The organism is Ferroplasma sp. Type II, from assembly GCF_000496155.1.
This window is the reverse complement of record NZ_KI542786.1, coordinates 11,961-13,106: the sequence shown is the minus strand read 5'-3', so window position 1 is coordinate 13,106 and position 1,146 is coordinate 11,961. Positions and strand designations below refer to the sequence as shown.

Sequence of the window (1,146 nt, the reverse complement as noted above, 5' to 3'; positions counted from 1 at the left end):
ATAAAACATGCATAACATATATGCCCATGCTGCAATTGCCGATAATGTAAAGCCAAGGCCACGAGGATTATTATAAGTATATAAGTTCGGCAGAGAAGCTATTTTATTAGTAGATAGGATCGCTGCAATGCTATTATATAGAATGAGTATTAGCCCAATTAGTGCGAGTATCAATTCGGAAATACTTATATTATGATTCATCAATACCCCCATGGAACATTGTGTTCAGGTGCATGAATACTGCTTGCAACTCCTACCCACGTTACATCGATATTTATACCCTGAAAATCACCTGCTGCGTCCACCAGATGGACATAGACGCCTCCCAGGGCGAGAAATAGAGCCACTGCAGCTGCTATTAGACCACCAACAACTGTGGGGCCAGCCACAAACGCTACGAATGATGATATTGCTACCCCCGCCAACAGCATTGATTCGAGTTCTACAGTCTGTTGTTGATTAAATAATATAGCAATTCCAAGCCATCCATGGGAAAAACCATCAGGATTTCTTGAGAGTGGATTAGTGTGCGCATTCATTGCCTGATCTATATTAAAATGGTATGGTGATGATAGAGTAGTAGATAAAAGAGGGTAAATTGTTGCTTCCGTATTACTATTTCTAACGTTAATTAAAGTAAACAGGGATGAATATATGTGCCCATTTATGTAAATTGTCGTTGAAATGGCGTACATATTTTTATTTATTCCACCATATTTTGAGAAATCGATTGAAATAGATTTATGATCAACCATTAATGTTTTTGATGATAGACTTATTTGCTTTAAATTAAACGATTCTGCCATCGATATTAATGAGCCCTGTATATTATATTGTGTGTTATTTTTGTTTGCATTGCTTATTTCCATGGCTTTAGCTGAATTGAGTTGATTACTATGTAATTCCGCCACAGGAACAAAAGTTACCATTACAAATATTGTCGCCATTAACACACCTATTATTACTTTCCTTTTATTCATAATGATATAAACGTATGAATATATATATATCGGTAACAATATTAATAAATAATTTAGCAATAAATAATATAGAATCATGGATAATATGATAATAATTAACATAAAATTTTACAGGACAGGTGCGACCACAACAGGATCATAGAAATCGAGGGGATCCTCTAGAGTG

General features: G+C 35.1%; 2 protein-coding genes. Both read right to left on the bottom strand.

What is annotated here, in order from left to right; all coding sequences use genetic code 11:
• Positions 1-201, bottom strand: a 201-nt coding sequence (locus tag AMDU4_RS11320; protein WP_290705189.1) for a hypothetical protein, incomplete at its 3' end; no start/stop codon positions are given.
• Positions 201-980, bottom strand: coding sequence for a hypothetical protein (locus tag AMDU4_RS11315; protein WP_290705185.1), 780 nt, complete (start codon positions 978-980; stop codon positions 201-203). The genes AMDU4_RS11320 and AMDU4_RS11315, both read right to left, overlap by 1 nt.
• Between the last annotated feature and the right edge of the window lie 166 nt (positions 981-1,146).